Source organism: Sideroxydans sp., from assembly GCF_054604835.1.
In genome coordinates this window covers 510,332-525,286 of sequence record NZ_JBTSFG010000001.1, presented here as the reverse complement: position 1 = coordinate 525,286, position 14,955 = coordinate 510,332, and the positions used below count along the sequence as shown (strand labels likewise).

The following is a 14,955-nucleotide window of genomic DNA, read 5'->3' as shown; positions in this document are numbered from 1 at the left end:
TGCAAGTCGATCAGCTCGCCTGTTCCCGCTTCTTCAACACCCGCCACACCCACCACCCGAAGGCCAGCAACAAGATCATGCCGATCACCAACGGCCAATAGGCCGGGCGGTTCCATTCACGGCGCATCTGCTCGCGCTGCACAGGGTCCACGCGCCAGTACTTGAGTCGGTTGTTGGCCATAATGTTGGGTTTGATGTTGTGCAACCAGCCGTGTTGCAGCACGTAGCTTTTGGGGTGATATCCCCATAGCCAGGGCGAATCTTTTCTCAGCACTTCCAGCATGCGGTCGATGATGGCCTGTCGCTCAGGCGTGTTCTCCATATTCTTCATGCGCTCGAACAGGCGGTCGTATTCCGGACTGTCGTAGTTGCTGGCATTCTCGCCGCTGAACTTCACCTTGCCTTGCGGACCGTGCAGCAGGAAGAAGAAGTTCTCTGGATCGGGATAATCGGCGTTCCAGCCGTAATAGAACATCTGCGTATCGCCGCGCCGTATCTTGTCCTGGAAGCGGTTGTAGTCGGTGCTGCGCACGTCGAGCTGCACACCGATCTTGTCGAACTGTTTGCGTATCCAGTCCAGCCGCGACTTGTTGCCGACCCCGTTGGCGGTGGTGTCGAGGTGGATGACCAGCGGTTTGCCGGTCTGCGCATCCACGCCGCCGGGGTAACCGGCCTGCGCCAGCAACTTCTGCGCTTCCGCGACAGACTTGCGTTGCGCTTCACCCTTCACACAGTCGTAAACGTAGCGATTCACGCCGTCGCAACCCTCCCGATGGCCGAAGATGCCGGGCGGGATGGGCGACTGTGCGGCGATGCCGCGGCCGTTGGCGAAGATGGAGATAAACTCTTCGAAGTCTATCGCGATGGCGATGGCGCGGCGCAGTTTGGTAGCACGTTCGCTATCGCCACCCACCACGGGGTCCAACCAGTTGAAGCCGGTGTACATGGTAGAGGTGGAGACTGCGGTGTTCAGCGCGATGCCCTGCGCCTGCATCGCGTCGCTGACGTTCGCCTCGCCGCCCACGCTGACCTGCACCGCTTGGTCGAAACTGTCGGAGCTGATGCCGGAGGCGTCGTAATAGCCTTGCAGGAATTTGTTCCAGTAGGGGATGGTCTCTTTCTCCAGCGAGAACACGATCTGCTCGATCAGCGGCAATGGCTTGCCCGCATCTTTCAGCAATCCCGCCGCTGCATCGCCCGCCTCGCCTTCGCTCGGATAGCGTTCGCTGTCGTAATACGGATTCTTGGTCAGCACCATACGCCGGTTGGGGTCGTTCTCGGACAGGTAGTACGGCCCGCTGCCGACGGGCCACCAATCCAGCGTGAGATTGCGTTCCTTCATGCCAGACTGGGCATAGAAACGTTCGGCTTCCTGGGGCATGGGAGAGAAGAACGGCATCGCCAGCCAGTAGGCGAACTGCGGATATTTGCCTTTGACGGTGATGCGATAGGTGGTGCTGTTCACCACTTCGACACCTGGCAGCGGGTAGGCATTCAAATCGAGGAAGGCATCCGGCTGTGCCTTGTGGGCGGCCTGCAATGCGGCCGCGTATTCCTTCAGGCCGACGATGTATTCCATCATCACCCCGGCGATGGGCGTGTGCAGTTGCGGATGGACGAGGCGCTTGATCTGGTAGGCGTAGTCGGCGGCGGCGACGGTGCGCGTTCCGACTGCCGGGATGTCGGTCAGGCTGTATACACCCGCAACGTCCCGCTCCTTGAGGTACAGATTGGCCGGCACCAGCGCGGGGTGCGGCTGATAGCGCATATAGGGTTTGATGCGGATCTCGTACACGCTGTAGGCGATGCGCGCGTCCGGCGCAGTCAACGGCAATTGCTTGTGGTGCGCGTCGAAATAACTCACGCGCGGCATGTCGCGCGCGGCCAGCGGCACCAGTTGGTAGGGACGCTTCAGGTAGTGGTATTGCAGGGGCGGCGCATAGATCTGCGCCAGGAACTCATACTCATTCTCGCTGTAGGCCTGCGCGGGATCGAGATGCTTGGGACGCTCGGTAAAGGCGGTGTAGAGGGTGGATACACCTTCATCGTCCGTTGCGTAAGGAGAGTTCCACAACGCGCCGTCGCAGGCGGTGAGCAACAACAAAGACAGGGCTAGCCACAAGGATTTCATGGCGCGAGAGTTTAGCCGAAAGGCTCATGTTCACGGTAACATAACGCAACAAATTACACGGTAGACGATGATGAACACTGACTGGCAAAGTTTCCTGGCAAGCAAGAACGCGAATCTCAGCGCAGATGTGGTGCACGATTTCGGCGATGCCGCGGCAGAGCGCGCCGCCGCCGAGACCGGCGACATCCTGTGCGACCTGTCGCAGTTCGGTCTGCTGCAAGTGAGCGGCGAAGACGCACAGGGCTTCCTGCAGAACCTGCTCTCCAACGATATCCGCGATACCGACAGCGGACGCGCGCAACTCTCCAGTTTCAACAACGCCAAAGGCCGCATGCTGGCAAGCATGCTGGTATGGAAGCAAGGCGATGACTATCTGCTGCAGATGCCGCGCGGACTGTGCGAAGCGATGCGCAAGAAACTGACCATGTATGTGCTGCGTTCCAAGGTGAAGATCGCCGACATCAGTGACAACAATGTTTGCCTCGGGTTCAGCGGAGATATGGCGCTGTCCGCCGTGCAGGGACTGTATGCCGACTTGCCGGCCGATGGCATGAGCGTCGCACAAGCTGCCGATGCCACGTTGATCCGCCGTGATGCACGCCGCGTGCAGATCATCACCGACACCGCACGCGCGACGGATATATGGCAAGCCTTGAGTGCAGCCGCCGCACCAGCCGGCTCTCCCTGCTGGGACTGGCTGGACATCCGCGCCGGTGTGCCTTTCATCCTGCCACAGACGCAGGAAGCCTTCGTCGCGCAGATGGTGAATTTCGAACTGATCGGCGGCATCAATTTCAAGAAAGGCTGCTATCCGGGACAGGAAGTCGTGGCGCGCATGCATTACCTCGGCAAGGCGAAGCGCCGCATGTATCTGGCGCGCGTGATGACCGATGCCGCACCGCTGCCCGGCGACAAGGTGTTCAGCGCTGCAGATCCCGCGCAGCCCTGCGGCGAGGTGGTGAATGCTGCCCAGGCGGCGCACGGTGGCCACGAGATGCTGGTAGTGGTGCAGACTGAAGCGGCGGATGCGTTCCCGGTGCATCTCGGTGCATTGACCGGGCCGCGCTTGGAATTCGAAACGCTACCCTACGCATTGCCATGAACCTGCCGGCCACACTGTTCGCGCGCGAGTGGTTGTGGCTGTTCGATCTGCTGTTCGCAGCTTTCCTCTATCCCTCGCTGCGCAAGACTGACTGGCGCAGATTGCTGGACAACCAGACCATGACCAACGCGCTGGTCGGTCTGGTCATCGGAGCGTTCGTGTTCTGGCAGTTCAACGCCGGCATCCGTCCCGGTTTCAATTTCCACATCCTCGGTGCCACGCTGTTCGTGCTGATGTTCGGCTGGCAGATCGCCAGCGCCACGCTCACGCTGGTCATGCTGGCCTCATTCTTCAGAGCCGATGCGGACTGGATCGCACTCGGCATCAACGGTCTGCTGATGATCACCATCCCGGTACTGTTCACAGAATGGCTGCTGCGCTTCAGCCGGAAGAACCTGCCGAAGAACCTGTTCTTCTATGTGTTGTGGAACGGTTTCATCTGTGCGGGACTGGCTATCGTGCTGAACGTGGCGGCGACGACCTTGCTGTTGCTGCTGCTCAGCCACTACTCATGGGCCGAGGTACAACGCCACTATCTGATCGCCGCCCCCATCATCATGCTGACCGAGGCTTTCATGACCGGCATGCTGATCACCGCCTTCACGGTGTTCCAGCCGGAGGCGGTGATGAACTTCAGTGATGCGGAGTATCTGGACGGGAAATAATGGGATCAGCGCGGCTTGAGTTCGAGTGTCATCTTGATATGCGGCAAGCCCGCATCCAGAAACTCTTTCCCTTGCGGAGTAAAACCGAAACCCTGATAGAACGGCACGGCATGCACCTGCGCATCGACATCCACTAACTGGTATTTGCGTGATCGCGCCTCGTCCAGCAGGGCTTCCATGATGGCAGTGCCGACCTTCTGCTTGCGCCACGGCTGCATCACCGCGATACGGCCGATATGACCGGTCGGCAGGATGCGTCCGCAGCCGATCGCCTCACCTGACAGACTCAGCGCCAGAGCATGGCGGCAAGTCTCGTCGAACTCATCCCACTCCAGTTCTTCCGGCACGCCCTGCTCGCGAATAAAGACTGCTTCGCGTATCGCCCGCAGCAGCGGCTCTCCGTCATGCCAGCACACCAGACTCACTGTAAAAGGATTGCTCATCCTCGCCTCCCGAATCGTTATGCAACGATGTCCACTTGTGTACCGGCATCGACCCGTTCGAACAATTCCAGCAGGTCGGCGTTGCGCATGCGGATGCAGCCATGCGAACCCGGCTTGCCCATCTCGACCTCGTCCGGCGTGCCGTGGATGTAGATATAGCGGCGCATGGTATCGCAACTCCCGCCACGGTTGTATCCTCGCTCCAAACCGGATAGCCACAATATCCTTGTCAGTATCCAGTCACGATCGGGATGCGTTGCGCCGAGTTCCGGCGTGTAGATCTCACCGGTCGGACGGCGTCGCACGAACACGGTATCGACAGCCTGACCTGCGCCGATCTTGGCACGGATGACATGCTTGCCGCGCGGCGTGCAGTAACTGCCACTTTCCTCTCCCACTCCCTTTGCACCGGTAGAAACACCGTAGCTGCGCAACAATACACCTTTGTCGTCGAACAGCCGCATCGTCTGTGTGGGGATGTGGATGGTTATCTTCATTGGGCTTTTTGCTGCGCGCGGCGCATGGCGAAGAAATCGCTGAGCATCTTGCCGCACTCCTCCGCCAGCACGCCGCCTTCGATGCGCGCATGATGGTTCAGGCGCGGCTCGGTGAACAAGTTGAACACGCTGCCCGCCGCGCCGGTCTTGGGCTCCATGGCGCCATACACCACTCGCGCGATGCGGGCATGGAACATCGCGCCGACGCACATCAGGCATGGTTCGAGCGTGACGTACAACTCGCAGCCGACCAGCCGGTAATTGCCCAGATGTCGCGCCGCATCGCGCATCGCCGCGATCTCGGCGTGCGCGGTCGGATCGTGGCGCGAGATGGGGGAATTGAAACCGCGCCCGACGATCTCGCCATCCTTCACCACCACCGCGCCCACCGGCACCTCGCCCGCTTCTGCAGCCTGTGCGGCCAGATGCAATGCCTCGCGCATGTAATCTTCGTCCTGCATCCTGTGTCTGTGCGTTTTGTACGGGGCAGCAACGTAGCACAGATAAAGTTGCTTGTGTGTGCTTGCCATATGTCGCCGTTTTGACAACAATGCAGGCATCTAACGGAGTATTGAATGCCAAACAAGCCAGTCACCGATTTCACCCTGCCCGCTACCGGCGGCGCCGATTTCAACCTTCATCCCATACGCAGCAAGTCTCTGGTCATCTATTTCTATCCCAAGGACAACACGCCGGGATGCACCACCGAAGCGCAGCAGTTCCGCGACCTGTATGCCGAATATCAAAAGGCGGGTTGCGAGATCGTCGGTGTCTCGCGTGACAGCATCAAATCGCACGAGAACTTCAAGGCCAAGTTCACCCTGCCGTTCGAGTTGTTGTCCGACGCTGAAGAGATCGCCTGCAATATCTTCGGCGTGATCAAGCAGAAGAAGCTGTACGGCAAAGATGTTCGCGGCATCGAACGCAGCACCTTCATGCTCGATGCCAAGGGCGTGATCCGCAAGGAATGGCGCGGCCTGAAAGCCGACGGCCACGCACAGGAAGTCCTCGAATTCGTTCAATCTCTATAAGGAAAAATATGAACGCCCGTAAAACCTCGTCGGACAAGACCACCAAGCTGTTCGTGCTGGACACCAACGTGCTGATGCACGACCCCACCAGCCTGTTCCGTTTCGAGGAACACGATGTCTACCTGCCGATGTTCGTGCTGGAAGAGTTGGACAACAACAAGAAGGGCATGACCGAAGTGGCGCGCAACGCGCGTCAGGCCAGCCGCTTTCTGGACAATCTGGTCAGCGAATCCGAAGACAACATCAACCAGGGCGTGCCGCTGGATGCGCTGGGCAACAAGAACGCCACCGGTCGCCTCTATCTGCAGACCGAGTTCATCACGCATGAATTGCCCGAGAATCTTGCCAACGGCAAAGCAGACAACGCCATCCTGGCGGTGGTCGCCCACATGCACAAGCATCAGGCGCAACGTCAGGTCACACTGGTCTCCAAAGACATCAACATGCGCATCAAAGCGCGTGCATTGGGTCTGTCGGCGCAGGATTACTTCAACGACAAGGTGCTGGAAGACACCGACCTGTTGTATGCCGGCACACGCGAACTGCCTGCCGATTTCTGGGAGACACACGGCAAGGACATGAAGTCCGGCACGCAGGCCAGCCAGACTTTCTACACCATCAAAGGGCCGCTGTGCCGCGACATGCTGGTGAACGAGTTCGTCTATCAGGACAATGCCGAAAAGCCGTTCTACGCCGTGGTCGCCGCGCAGCAGGACGATACCGCCACCCTGCTCACGCTGACCGATTACACGCACAGCAAGAATGCCATCTGGGGCATCACCGCGCGCAACCGCGAACAGAACTTCGTGTTGAATCTGCTGATGAACCCCGAGATCGACTTCGTCACCCTGCTCGGTCAGGCCGGTACCGGCAAGACGCTGCTCACCCTGGCGGCAGGACTGATGCAGGTGCTGGAACAGAAGATCTATTCCGAGATCATCATGACCCGCGTCACCGTCTCGGTGGGCGAGGACATCGGCTTCCTGCCGGGCACCGAGGAAGAGAAGATGTCGCCATGGATGGGCGCGCTGGACGACAATCTGGACGTGCTCAACCAGTCCAGCGAAGAAGGCGGCGAATGGGGCCGCGCCGCGACGCGCGACCTGATCCGCTCGCGCATCAAGATCAAGTCGCTAAACTTCATGCGCGGCCGCACCTTCCTCAACAAGTTCCTCATCATCGACGAAGCGCAGAACCTGACGCCCAAGCAGATGAAGACGCTGATCACGCGTGCCGGCCCCGGCACCAAGGTGGTTTGCATGGGCAACATCGCGCAGATCGACACGCCTTATCTGACCGAAGGCAGTTCCGGCCTCACCTATGTGGTGGACCGTTTCAAGGGTTGGGCACACAGCGGTCACGTCACGCTGCAGCGCGGCGAGCGTTCGCGTCTGGCGGATCACGCAGGCGAGGTACTGTGAAGCTGATCGGCTCCAACACCAGCCCATACGTGCGCAAAGCACGTCTGGTGCTGCTGGAGAAGAACATGGCGCATGACTATGTGGTCGATCCGCCCAGCGACCCGAACAGCGAGGTATACCGCGTCAATCCGCTGGGACGCATCCCGGCACTGATCCTTGACGATGGCGAATGCATCTTTGATTCCGTGGTGATCGCGGAATATGCCGACACGCTGAACGACACGCCCATCCTCATCCCGCGCAACGATGCCTTGGCGCGCATGCGGGTGCGGCGCTGGGAGGCATTGGCCGACGGCATCATGGATTCCGCTATCGTGGTGAGGAACGAAGTGCTGCGTCCGCAAGGGAATCAACTCCCTGCCACGCTGGCATTGCACAACAACGCCATCACGCACACCTTGCAACACATCGCCGCACAGCTCGGCACGCGCGACTGGTGCGAAGGCGATGCGCTCACGCTGGCCGATCTGGCACTGGTGAGTGCACTGGCCTATCTCGACCTGCGCCAGCCAGAACGCGACTGGCGCGGCGCACATCCCAACCTTGCCGCATGGTTCCTGCGCATGAGCGCACGACCCAGCATCCAACTATCACTGGCTGACAATAAATGAGCGACATCGACAAGACTGAAGAAGAATGGCGTGAAGAACTCACGCCCGAGCAATACGAGATCTGCCGCAAAGGCGGCACCGAAGTCGCCTTCACCGGCGAATACTGGGATTGCCACGACCTCGGCGTCTACCGCTGCATATGCTGCGGTGCCCCGCTGTTCGATGCGGAGACCAAGTACGAATCCGGCACCGGCTGGCCCAGCTTCTGGCAACCCCTGCGGGAAGAGGCCGTTGAATACAGCGACGAAGACCCGCTCGGCATGGGCCGCATCGAAGTCGGCTGCGCGAACTGCGGCTCGCATCTGGGCCATGTGTTCGAGGACGGCCCCGAACCGACTGGCTTGCGTTACTGCCTCAATTCCGCCTCTTTAGCATTGGATCGCTCATGAAGATCCTGTTCGACCTTTTCCCGGTCATCCTATTTTTCATCGTGTTCAAAGTGGCGGGTGTGTTCGCCGCCACAGCGGCTGCCATCGCCGCCACCTTCGTGCAGGTCGCCTGGGTGAAATACCATCACGGCAAGGTCGACACCATGCTGTGGGTCAGCCTCGGCATCATCACCGTGTTCGGCGGTGCGACGCTGTTACTGCATGACGAGACTTTCATCAAATGGAAGCCGACCATCCTGTACTGGTTCTTCACCGCGACCTTGCTGTTCTCTGCCTTCGCGCTGAAGAAGAACCTGATGCGCGCGCTGCTGCACGAGAAGATGACCCTGCCAGATTTCGTCTGGCATAGACTCAATCTGGCCTGGAGCGGATTTTTCGCCCTGCTGGGTATCATCAACCTGTACGTCGCTTTCAATTTCAGCACCGATGTCTGGGTGAACTTCAAGCTGTTCGGTGCCACCGGCATCATGCTGGTGTTCATCCTCGTGCAGGCGGCGATGCTGGCCAAACACGTGGAAGAAGATCACAAGGAGTCCTGACATGCTGTATGCCATCTTTGGTCAAGACGTCGAGAACAGCCTGCCGCTGCGCCAACGCGCACGCCCTGCCCATCTTGAGCGTCTGGAAAAACTGCAAAACGAAGGTCGCCTGCTGCTGGCCGGACCTTTCCCATCCGTGGATGCGAACGATCCGGGCGCGGCCGGTTTCACAGGCAGTTTGATCGTTGCCGAATTCGAGACCCTGCAAGCCGCAAAGTCTTGGGCGGCCGCCGACCCCTATGTGGCGGCAGGCGTCTATGCACAAGTCGAAGTGCGCCCTTTCAAACAGGTCTTCCCCCGCTGAACACGCCGGTCACCCTGTGCTATATTTCGCGCCGGACAATCAAGCCCAACCTGTCAACTAACGCTCAAAGGAATGAAACATGCTGAATTTCTCCCGATTCGCCCTGCTCTCGGCTCTGCTGCTCGCCACGGGTGCGCAAGCCGCTGATGCCGGCAAACCTGTCGCGCTGGTGAACGGCGTGGCGATCCCGCAGTCCCGCGTCGACCTGCGCGTCAACGTCGCAGCAGCCCAGGGCGGTCAATCCGATTCTGAAGAATTGCGCAAAGCCATCCGCGAAGACCTGATCAATCTGGAAGTGCTGTCTCAGGCTGCCGACAAACAGGGTCTGGAGAAGCAGGACGACACCAAGCAGCAACTGGAGCTGGCCCGCCAATCCGTGCTTGCGAGCGCCTTCGTACAGGATTTCGTAAAGAACAATCCAGTCGATGAAGCCGTGCTGAAGCAGGATTACGAGACCATGAAGTCGCGCGTGGGCGACAAGGAATACAAGGTGTCCCACATTCTCGTCGCCACCGAAGATGAAGCCAAAGCTATCGCCAAGCGCGTGAAGAAGGAATCCTTCGCCAAAGTCGCCAAGCAGAAGTCGAACGATCCAGGCTCCAAGGACAAAGGCGGCGATCTGGGCTTCACCGTACCGAGCAATTTCGTGCAGCCATTCGGCGAGGCTATCCTCCAGCTAAAGAAAGGTCAGATCAGCGACCCGGTACAGACCCAGTACGGCTGGCACGTCATCAAGCTGGAAGACACCCGCGAACTGAAGGTGCCGACCTTTGAAGAGATGAAGCCGCGTCTGGAGCAGCGTCGCAAACAGGAAGCGGTGCAAAAAGCCATCGCCGATCTGCGCAGCAAAGCGCGTATCGAATAAGGACTTCCGATACGTCGATAAAAAGGACATCCTCGCGATGTCCTTTTTATTTTCGGAGTGGTCCGGCAGCGGACAACACTTGATTCCACGTTGACAGCCTCGGCGCACTCGCCCTAAAGTTCGGCCATAGTCACTTAATGCAAGGAATTCCCACATGTCACGAAGCCTATCCACACTAACCCTTGCTGCAGCATTGACGCTTTGCAGCGGCGTAACCATCGCATCGTCATGCGACCCGAGCGAAACGGATGTCGCGGACACCAGCATCATGCATTACCGCGAATCCAAGTGCGCCAACAAGGTGATGGATCAGGCTGATGAAAAGTTCGAGGAAGGGATCAAGTTGGAACAACGCGGCGAGATGTCGCGCATGTGCAGCAACTTCAACACTGCCTTGATGCAACTCGACAGATATCGTCGCGGAGATTGGCGCGACAATTATTCCCGTATCGCCAAACGGGTCGATGAAGTGTTCGCCGATCGCCTCGCCCGCTTCGAGAAGACCGTATGTCCGCAGAAGCTCGATCTCTACCGGCACCTGTCGGGTAAAGGTGATGCATGGGCGATGTTCCGTCTGGGCACCAGTTATGCCAAAGGGATCGGCGTGCGACAGAACGATACCGAGGCGCTGAACTGGTTGCAGCAAGCAGCCAACCGCGATTATCCGGATGCCTATATGGCGCTGGGCATGATGTACAGCGACGGCATGGCTTTCGCCCCGGACTACCGCATCGCCTACACATGGTTCTCCAAGTCGGCTGAATTGAACGATGCCGAAGCACAATTCCAGTTGGGCAGCCTGTACCGCAAAGGCATGGGCGTGGAGAAAAGTCCCAAACAGGCAGTCGAGTGGTACCGCAAGGCGGCAGAACAAGGCCATGAAGGCGCCAAGGCTCGCCTGAAAGAGATGTATCGCGCCAAGGAAGCCAAAGAGCCGTTGTTCGGATACTGAAGCAAGGGTGCGATCCACCTTCAGGATCAAACACTTGTACATCACCCGCGCGAGGCGTATGCTTTCAGGCATAGATTCACGCAGGGAGTAATGCCATGCCTACCGCATCTTCTCTATCCCTGAGCACTGGCGGCTACGTACAGCAGTTCCGGCAACAGCAAGCGCAACGTACAGCAGACCAGGCAGCTCAAAATGCCCAATCGCTACAGAGTCAGGCACGCTCGGCTCGGTTCGATGCAGCACGTGCGCAACAGAATGCCCGCGAGCTGGAAATACAGGCCGGACAGGCGCAGTCGGAAGCCAACCGCATCAATGTCAACGTCAGGGCTGCCTCGAACATCGAGACCGCACAGACGAATCTGCAGACCTCTTATGATCGGCTACCGGATCAGATCGCCACAGCCAAGGCCGACACCTATTCCGCGCCGAACGCGACGAGCAGTGTCTCCACCGCCAGCATCGGCACCGTCGTCGACACGACCGCCTGAAAACGAAAACGCCGCACAACGCTTCATGCGCTGTGCGGCGTTTTGTATTGTCTCTTAATTACATCCCGCGCTGTTTGCTCACCATATCGTAAGCGAGCTGAATATCTTTCGCCTGCTCGGTCGCCACCTTGATCATGTCTTCCGGCAAACCCTGCCCCATCAGCTTGTCGGGGTGATATTTGCTCATCAGCTTGCGGTAAGCGCGCTTCACTTCCGCATCGCTTTGTTCCTTGCTCACGCCCAGCGCCTTGTAGGCATCTTCAAGCGCGGTCTCGCTGTTCGCCTGACCACCGCCCGCGAAGTGCGTCTGGTTCACCACCATATCCAGCAAACGCTTGAACGCTTCCGGCCCGTAGCCCAAGTGCCCGGCGATCTCGGTCAACAGCTTCTCTTCTTCCGGATGGTATTCACCGTCCGCCATTGCCATCACGATCAGATAGACCAGCAGCATCTCTTTCAGGTGATGGGTATGGCCGCATGCCGACATGAATTTCTTGCAGAGCGCATACACGTCGCCATCGCCTGAAGCGCCCTGCTTGAACAGCGCGATGGCCTGCTGGCGATGCTCCGGCGTCATGCCCAGCTTCTGCATCAACACCTCGGCGTGCGCGATCTCCACCTCCGATACTCGCCCGTCCGCCTTGGCCAGCTTGCCCATGGCGATGAACACCGTCTCCAGGAATACGGCCTGCCGCAATGCCGCATGCAAGGGATTGAGCGCGCCCTGACCGAACGCGCGGATACGGTCGATGACCACCCCCAGGACCAGACCGAGGAAAGCGCCCACCCAACCAAACAGGAAATAACCGACTGCGATACCGATAAGCTTGAACACGATGACTCCAGAATCTAATTTAACCGGGAAATTGCGCCCGCATTATACCGGCGGCGAGTGGTCTGTTTCATGGCAATACATCGCCCCACTCCCTCAAAAGGGTCATTGACACACAGGTATTGTGCCCATAGAGTTTCGCCCGACTTGCAGATTCGCTGAACTCACACTCCACCGCATGCACGCTGGAGGAAGGTCAACGAGATCCCCGGACAGGAGGCTGGCGCAAGAAAGTATCCCCGTAGAGGGATTAAGCCAGTCGTTGTCCGCATCAAGGGGAATCCAGTGTCTGTAAAGCAGATCGAAATATCCGCCATGCACCTCATGGCTGACGTGAAGCAATTCTGCAAGTACGCCTTTGCGGTGATGCTTGCGGGCATGGCTATCACTCTGTATTTCAGCCTCGATGCAAAAGTCGACGCCGACGAGATCGCGCTTGAACGCTATGCCTCGGATGCAGAAGAGGTGCGCATGCATCTATTAGCTACGCTAGCCTCGCACGAACAGGTATTGCTGGGCGCTGCCGCCTTTTTCGACTCCTCCGCCAGCGTGACGCGCGATGAATGGAAGCGCTATACCCATCGCATACAGTTGAGTGAACACTTCAAAAGTGTGCAGGGCATAGGTTATGCCCAATGGATACCCCGCAAGCAACTTGCTTCGCACATCGCATCGGTTCGCCGTAAAGGCTTCCCCGACTACGAAGTGTGGCCCAAGCAGGATCATGAGAACTACACTGCCATCGTCTATCTGGAGCCGTTCACCGGACGCAACTTGCGCGCCTTCGGCTACAACATGTACTCCGAACCCACCCGCCGAGCCGCGATGGACCGCGCGCGCGACACGGATTCTGCCGCCCTTTCCGGCAAGGTAAAGCTCGTACAAGAGACCTCGGAGGATGTCCAGGCGGGCACACTCATGTACCTCCCGCTATACCGGAAAGGGATGCCGCACGAAACCGAATCCCAACGTCGTGCTGCATTGTATGGCTGGATATACAGCCCCTTCCGCATGAAAGACATGATCGAGAATGCCCTTGGTGCAGCAAAGCCCGAGGAGAGCGCCATGCCTCTTCAACTCAGCATCTATGATGGAAGCGAAGTCAGCGACACCGCCCTGCTCTACACCAACCGCGTCATGAAAGACCACGCGGCACAGCCCGTCACCATCCGCCAAAAACTCGAATTCGGCGGCAATGAATGGACACTGCTAAGCGAGCACCATGTCCTGAATGGGGCAGGTCTGGACTACAGCAAAGCCAAGACGATCTTCTTCAGCGGCACGCTGACCAGCATCCTGCTTTACTTCCTGATCACCGCGCTCACCCAGTCGCGTGCGGCCCTGCACAAAGCCAAGGTCGCCGTCTCCGAATTGCGCAGGAGCGAAGAGAACCTGCGCGTGCTGGCCAAGAACGAATCTGTGTTGATCTGGCTCGCCGGCCCGGACAAACAATGCACATACTTCAACCAGGTATGGCTGGATTTCACCGGCCGCAACATGGCGCAGGAGTTGGGAGAAGGCTGGGCGGAAGGCGTCCACCCCGAAGACCGCGAAGATTGCGTGCACGCCTTCATCATGGCCTTCGACGCGCGCCGGGAATTCACCCTGGAATATCGCTTACGGCATCACTCCGGCGAATACCGCTGGATCGTCGACCATGGGGTACCGCGCTACGATAGCAAAGGCGAGTTCCTCGGCTTTATCGGCAGCGGCGTGGACATCAACGACAAGAAGGAATCCGAAGCGCAGCTAGTGCTCTCCATGTTCGCCATGGACAAGGCCTTCGACGCCATCTACTGGCTGGATAAAGACGGCCGCATCCGCTACGTTAACAAGCAGAGTTGTGAGACATTGGGGTACAGCAAGGAAGAGTTGCTGAGACTCTCCGTTCCGGATCTGGACCCGGATTTCCCTGTGGATCAATGGAAGGCGCACTGGGAATCGCTCAAAAACGACAAGTCCCAGTTGTTCGAGACCCGTCACCGGCGCAAGGACGGCAGCATCATTCCGGTGGAGGTTTCGGCCAATCATGTCCAATTAGGTGAACTTGAATACAACATCGCCTTCTGCCGCGACATCAGCAAGCGCAAGGAGATCGAACAGGAGATCTATTCCCTCGCATTCTTCGATCCGCTCACCCGCCTTCCCAACCGGCGCATGCTGAGCGACAGGCTCTCGAAGTCGCTCGCCACCAGCAAACGCAACGATGCCTATGGCGCGCTGTTGTTCCTCGATCTGGACAACTTCAAACCCATCAACGACAAATGCGGCCATGAAGTCGGCGACCAATTGCTGATTGAAGTCGCACGACGACTCACCGGCTCGGTACGCGAGATCGACACGGTCGCGCGCTTCGGCGGCGATGAATTCGTGATCGTGCTCGGCGACCTGTCCAGCAGCCGCGAGGAGATGCAGAAACAAGCTTTCGTCGTCGCTGAAAAGATCATCACCGCGTTGGCGACCCCCTATCATCTGACCCAGCCCAAGGGCCACGAAATGATCCCCATCACGCATGAATGCACCAGCAGCATCGGCATCACATTGTTTGATGGCAAGAATGACAATCAGTACGACATCCTGAGTCATGGCGATAGCGCCATGTACAGCGCAAAAGAGGCGGGACGGAACCGGGTAGCCATTTATACCCCCGCCCAGGACGGAACTTGAATCGGCGAGCCAGATTGA

General features: G+C 58.6%; 17 protein-coding genes. 12 read left to right on the top strand and 5 right to left on the bottom strand.

What is annotated here, in order from left to right; genetic code table 11:
- Positions 1-10 precede the first annotated feature (10 nt).
- Positions 11-2,131, bottom strand: coding sequence for an ABC transporter substrate-binding protein (locus tag ACYCZ5_RS02515; RefSeq protein ID WP_461543190.1), 2,121 nt, complete (start codon positions 2,129-2,131; stop codon positions 11-13).
- Positions 2,132-2,198: 67 nt separating this feature from the next.
- Between ACYCZ5_RS02515 and ygfZ the strand changes: the two genes are divergently transcribed.
- The gene (gene ygfZ, locus ACYCZ5_RS02510; protein WP_461543189.1) at positions 2,199-3,233 is read left to right on the top strand and encodes a CAF17-like 4Fe-4S cluster assembly/insertion protein YgfZ; all 1,035 of its coding nucleotides are present in this window, start codon (positions 2,199-2,201) and stop codon (positions 3,231-3,233) included.
- Positions 3,230-3,898 (top strand): energy-coupling factor ABC transporter permease, encoded by a 669-nt coding sequence (locus tag ACYCZ5_RS02505; RefSeq protein WP_461543188.1) that lies wholly within the window; start codon positions 3,230-3,232, stop codon positions 3,896-3,898. The genes ygfZ and ACYCZ5_RS02505 overlap by 4 nt, the downstream gene beginning before the upstream one ends.
- Before the next feature lie 5 nt (positions 3,899-3,903).
- Here the strand turns inward: ACYCZ5_RS02505 and ACYCZ5_RS02500 are convergent, their stop codons facing one another.
- The 3 genes from ACYCZ5_RS02500 to tadA are packed head-to-tail and all read right to left on the bottom strand — an operon-like array spanning position 3,904 to position 5,299.
- Positions 3,904-4,341, bottom strand: coding sequence for a GNAT family N-acetyltransferase (locus tag ACYCZ5_RS02500; RefSeq protein ID WP_461543187.1), 438 nt, complete (start codon positions 4,339-4,341; stop codon positions 3,904-3,906).
- A gap of 17 nt (positions 4,342-4,358) precedes the next feature.
- Complete coding sequence (locus ACYCZ5_RS02495) at positions 4,359-4,838, bottom strand: L,D-transpeptidase family protein (protein ID WP_461543186.1); 480 nt, start codon at positions 4,836-4,838, stop codon at positions 4,359-4,361.
- Positions 4,835-5,299, bottom strand: a complete 465-nt coding sequence (gene tadA / locus ACYCZ5_RS02490) for a tRNA adenosine(34) deaminase TadA (protein WP_461543356.1) — start codon at positions 5,297-5,299, stop codon at positions 4,835-4,837. The genes ACYCZ5_RS02495 and tadA overlap by 4 nt, the downstream gene beginning before the upstream one ends.
- A 114-nt stretch (positions 5,300-5,413) precedes the next feature.
- Here tadA and ACYCZ5_RS02485 point away from each other — a divergent pair, with 114 nt between their 5' ends.
- The 9 genes from ACYCZ5_RS02485 to ACYCZ5_RS02445 all read left to right on the top strand — a co-directional run bounded on the left by ACYCZ5_RS02485 (position 5,414) and on the right by ACYCZ5_RS02445 (position 11,438).
- Positions 5,414-5,869 carry a peroxiredoxin gene (locus ACYCZ5_RS02485; RefSeq protein ID WP_461543185.1) on the top strand — a complete coding sequence of 152 codons (456 nt, stop codon included), beginning with the start codon at positions 5,414-5,416 and terminating at the stop codon, positions 5,867-5,869.
- An 8-nt stretch (positions 5,870-5,877) separates the two neighbouring features.
- Complete coding sequence (locus ACYCZ5_RS02480) at positions 5,878-7,290, top strand: PhoH family protein (protein ID WP_461543184.1); 1,413 nt, start codon at positions 5,878-5,880, stop codon at positions 7,288-7,290.
- The gene (locus ACYCZ5_RS02475) at positions 7,287-7,901 is read left to right on the top strand and encodes a glutathione S-transferase N-terminal domain-containing protein (RefSeq protein WP_461543183.1); all 615 of its coding nucleotides are present in this window, start codon (positions 7,287-7,289) and stop codon (positions 7,899-7,901) included. The genes ACYCZ5_RS02480 and ACYCZ5_RS02475 overlap by 4 nt, the downstream gene beginning before the upstream one ends.
- Positions 7,898-8,290, top strand: coding sequence for a peptide-methionine (R)-S-oxide reductase MsrB (msrB, locus tag ACYCZ5_RS02470; RefSeq protein WP_461543182.1), 393 nt, complete (start codon positions 7,898-7,900; stop codon positions 8,288-8,290). Before ACYCZ5_RS02475 ends, msrB begins: the two co-directional genes overlap by 4 nt.
- Positions 8,287-8,829, top strand: a complete 543-nt coding sequence (locus tag ACYCZ5_RS02465; protein WP_461543181.1) for a septation protein A — start codon at positions 8,287-8,289, stop codon at positions 8,827-8,829. The genes msrB and ACYCZ5_RS02465 overlap by 4 nt, the downstream gene beginning before the upstream one ends.
- Position 8,830: 1 nt before the next feature.
- Positions 8,831-9,133 carry a YciI family protein gene (locus tag ACYCZ5_RS02460; RefSeq protein ID WP_461543180.1) on the top strand — a complete coding sequence of 101 codons (303 nt, stop codon included), beginning with the start codon at positions 8,831-8,833 and terminating at the stop codon, positions 9,131-9,133.
- A gap of 79 nt (positions 9,134-9,212) precedes the next feature.
- Positions 9,213-9,998, top strand: a complete 786-nt coding sequence (locus tag ACYCZ5_RS02455) for a peptidylprolyl isomerase (protein WP_461543179.1) — start codon at positions 9,213-9,215, stop codon at positions 9,996-9,998.
- Between the two features lie 154 nt (positions 9,999-10,152).
- A complete protein-coding gene (locus tag ACYCZ5_RS02450) occupies positions 10,153-10,950 on the top strand; it encodes a tetratricopeptide repeat protein (protein WP_461543178.1) in 798 nt (265 codons plus the stop codon).
- A 95-nt stretch (positions 10,951-11,045) separates the two neighbouring features.
- Entirely contained in the window at positions 11,046-11,438 is a 393-nt protein-coding gene (locus ACYCZ5_RS02445) for a hypothetical protein (RefSeq protein ID WP_461543177.1), read from the top strand.
- Between the two features lie 58 nt (positions 11,439-11,496).
- Here the strand turns inward: ACYCZ5_RS02445 and djlA are convergent, their stop codons facing one another.
- Positions 11,497-12,273 (bottom strand): co-chaperone DjlA, encoded by a 777-nt coding sequence (gene djlA, locus ACYCZ5_RS02440; RefSeq protein ID WP_461543176.1) that lies wholly within the window; start codon positions 12,271-12,273, stop codon positions 11,497-11,499.
- A gap of 282 nt (positions 12,274-12,555) precedes the next feature.
- Between djlA and ACYCZ5_RS02435 the strand changes: the two genes are divergently transcribed.
- Positions 12,556-14,937: a sensor domain-containing diguanylate cyclase gene (locus ACYCZ5_RS02435; RefSeq protein ID WP_461543175.1), complete on the top strand. Its 2,382-nt coding sequence runs from the start codon at positions 12,556-12,558 to the stop codon at positions 14,935-14,937.
- Positions 14,938-14,955: the final 18 nt, after the last annotated feature.

Coding starts and splice junctions, on each gene's coding strand:
- ACYCZ5_RS02515 (WP_461543190.1), bottom strand. CDS start 2,131: ATGAAATCCTTGTGGCTAGCCCTGTCTTTGTTGTTGCTCACCGCCTGC.
- ygfZ (WP_461543189.1), top strand. CDS start 2,199: ATGATGAACACTGACTGGCAAAGTTTCCTGGCAAGCAAGAACGCGAAT.
- ACYCZ5_RS02505 (WP_461543188.1), top strand. CDS start 3,230: ATGAACCTGCCGGCCACACTGTTCGCGCGCGAGTGGTTGTGGCTGTTC.
- ACYCZ5_RS02500 (WP_461543187.1), bottom strand. CDS start 4,341: ATGAGCAATCCTTTTACAGTGAGTCTGGTGTGCTGGCATGACGGAGAG.
- ACYCZ5_RS02495 (WP_461543186.1), bottom strand. CDS start 4,838: ATGAAGATAACCATCCACATCCCCACACAGACGATGCGGCTGTTCGAC.
- tadA (WP_461543356.1), bottom strand. CDS start 5,299: ATGCAGGACGAAGATTACATGCGCGAGGCATTGCATCTGGCCGCACAG.
- ACYCZ5_RS02485 (WP_461543185.1), top strand. CDS start 5,414: ATGCCAAACAAGCCAGTCACCGATTTCACCCTGCCCGCTACCGGCGGC.
- ACYCZ5_RS02480 (WP_461543184.1), top strand. CDS start 5,878: ATGAACGCCCGTAAAACCTCGTCGGACAAGACCACCAAGCTGTTCGTG.
- msrB (WP_461543182.1), top strand. CDS start 7,898: ATGAGCGACATCGACAAGACTGAAGAAGAATGGCGTGAAGAACTCACG.
- ACYCZ5_RS02465 (WP_461543181.1), top strand. CDS start 8,287: ATGAAGATCCTGTTCGACCTTTTCCCGGTCATCCTATTTTTCATCGTG.
- ACYCZ5_RS02460 (WP_461543180.1), top strand. CDS start 8,831: ATGCTGTATGCCATCTTTGGTCAAGACGTCGAGAACAGCCTGCCGCTG.
- ACYCZ5_RS02455 (WP_461543179.1), top strand. CDS start 9,213: ATGCTGAATTTCTCCCGATTCGCCCTGCTCTCGGCTCTGCTGCTCGCC.
- ACYCZ5_RS02450 (WP_461543178.1), top strand. CDS start 10,153: ATGTCACGAAGCCTATCCACACTAACCCTTGCTGCAGCATTGACGCTT.
- ACYCZ5_RS02445 (WP_461543177.1), top strand. CDS start 11,046: ATGCCTACCGCATCTTCTCTATCCCTGAGCACTGGCGGCTACGTACAG.